The organism is Lutibacter sp., assembly GCF_016342705.1.
GTDB lineage: Bacteria > Bacteroidota > Bacteroidia > Flavobacteriales > Flavobacteriaceae > Lutibacter.
Genome location: NZ_JAEINV010000033.1, coordinates 1 through 2,686, shown reverse-complemented (window position 1 = coordinate 2,686; position 2,686 = coordinate 1). Strand labels below are relative to the sequence as shown.

The following is a 2,686-nucleotide window of genomic DNA, read 5'->3' as shown; positions in this document are numbered from 1 at the left end:
GTACCTTGTTCTTTTCTTTTCATATTGACCTGCTTTCTTTTATGAAAAAAGGGTCAACCTATTTTAGCACGAGACCACCAAGACTTTCCTGAAATAGGTTGACTAAAAATTAGTCAACTTATAAATAAATCAGATGAAAACAGAAAATCAATCATGTCGAAAAAATAGATTAAATTTACAGGAGTTAACAATTTAAACACAGAAGAAATTCAAATCATTTTTTGCCAATCAACCGGCAAAAAAAATTATGTGAATGGACCAAAAGAACAAAATCTAAATTAAAAAAATAATCAAAAAAAGGTCAACCTATTTCAGTATAATACAAAATGACAGGATTCAGATAACTTCAACTCATTTTGACAAAGATATAATTAGTAGAAAATAGTCTTTATCTGACAATGAATTTATTTTAATTAATTGGTTTAGTTTTTAATTACAAAAAACATTTTTTTTGCCAATACTCTTTTGCACTATCGTGCAATTTGGGAAAATCCAACCGCACATTTAAACATATTCACTCCACTTCGTTGCGTAAAAAAGTTTAAATTTTGGCTTTTCTTCCTTTGCATTACTTCTATGCATTTAGTTATACTTGCTTAGTCCTTTAATTAAAATCTGCCATATTTCCTAAAAGCTTGGATAGTTTGATACATACCAAAACCAATAAATATCCTACCAAAAACTAAAACAATTAGTGCCCAATTATATGTGTCTATTTTATATGGTTCATAATCCCATTTGCTCAAATTAAAAAATTGAACACCATATTTAAAAGTTTCACCTAAATTTTTTATGTCAAATTCTAAACAGTTACATTCCTTAGAAAGAAAGATCAAGAATATAAAATAAAATACAATTGTAGTTAAAACTGTGAATGCAATACCTCTACCTGGATTAAGTCCAAAATTGTTACTAAACTTATTCAATCTAAGAATCCATCTGTTCCAGAAACCTCTATCGTCGTGCTTGAAACGTTTAATTTTCAAAATGTGACTATTAAAAATAGTAAAAATTAACACCCATTTGACAGGCAAATATTTCTTTGTCTTCAATTTAAACAGTTGAAGATTAATAAATGATTTATGAACTTTCCTGTACCGTGATATTAATAAATTTAAACTCTTATTTACTAATCGTTTAATCTCATTTAATTCTTTTAAATGAGTTTGCATTTCTACTCCATGAAATACTAACGCATCTATTTTATTATTCTGCTTTAAAGCTTCATGCTTAAGAATCCTATATGATGCACGTTTGTGGCTAACGTTGATTTTTTCATTTAAATAATCATAAGTATTCTCAGAAACTATACCGTCTGAAGGTACATCATGAATTTTTATTTCGAGTGTATTAATATAACCTTCCCCAATAAAATTAATCAGTGCTAAATTTACACCTCCTAAAAATTGAGTATTTCTTAAAATCATATTTCTACTGACTTGTGTATATAGAAATATCGCTTTTTTATAAAATTTTGCCTCTGCAAATACAGTTGTACCTAAAAAATCAGTCTTGTCAAAACACATGTCTTCATTGAAACTGGCATTAAAAAAATCTGACAAAGCCTTAAATTTTGTATTTGAAAATGATGAACTATCAAAATGTCTATTATAGAAAATGACCTTTTTCTCAAAAGTAGAACCATCTAATTCTATTTTTAATGGAGTGTTCAAAGTCTTATTAAACTTGTTAGCATAATTTAATAAAACTTCACCTGAAAAGTTACAGTATTGTAAATCTAATTTCCCAGCAAACTGTGTGTCCATGAAATTTGCTGATTTCTTAAATGTTGAACTTCGAAAACAAATTTCTCTACTCCTAAATATCGTTGTTTCAAAATCAACAACATCAAGAAAGGTAACATTGAAAAAATTACTTATTTCTGCTCCAAATTCTGAGAATGAAAAATTGGCTTTCCCTACAAATATGGATTCATGAAACGTTGTTTCTTTATCAAAAATGAAATTATTAAAATCTACATCAAGATTAAAAATACAATTAACAAACTTAAATTCATTATTATCAATGAATTCTTCCAACTCTTTTTTTGAAGAAATTATCTTATAATTTTTCCAGTCAAAATCCTTATGGTTAGATAATTTCTCAGGACTTAATATTTTCTCTCTACTTTCAGACATATATGGTTTTATTTCTTTTGTTTTTTTAATATCTCTGTTTATTAGGTTCTGTGAATTTACTATTTTTAATAAATCTATCAAAAATGTTGATTGTTTTTACTTGTAATTATATCGCTGGAAATTAATTCCCTAAACACCATTACAAACACTTTGGTAAGCCTGCTCAAAGCCAACGCACAACCAAAGGTTTACCAAAAAGTTTGTAATCCAACCTTATTTTGCACTATCGTGCAATAAGTATTTCCCTCCTCAAAAAAATGTTTGGGTATTTCATGGATAATTTAACTACCAACTTGACAAGCAAAGCAATTCTAAGCGCACAATTTATAACACGGCTTCAGAAAAAATGCGGGAGTTATTGCGGTCTGACAAAGTTTTGCTATCTTCGTTTTCGTTCAACGGTCTGACAAAGTGGAGCAGTGGAAACCCGCACTACTGGTATGTTTAAATCGTTACAAATAATGCGTAAAAAGGTCTCGTGCTAAAATAGGTTGACCCTTTTTTCATAAAAGAAAGTAGGTCAATATGAAAATAAAAAAAGAAGGCAC

Annotated in this window: 1 protein-coding gene; it reads right to left on the bottom strand. The window is 28.3% G+C overall.

Going from position 1 to position 2,686, the window contains the following annotated elements:
• Positions 1-608: 608 nt before the first annotated feature.
• On the bottom strand, positions 609-2,219 hold the full coding sequence (locus JEY78_RS15730; protein WP_291853695.1) for a hypothetical protein: 1,611 nt from the start codon (positions 2,217-2,219) through the stop codon (positions 609-611).
• Positions 2,220-2,686 lie beyond the last annotated feature (467 nt).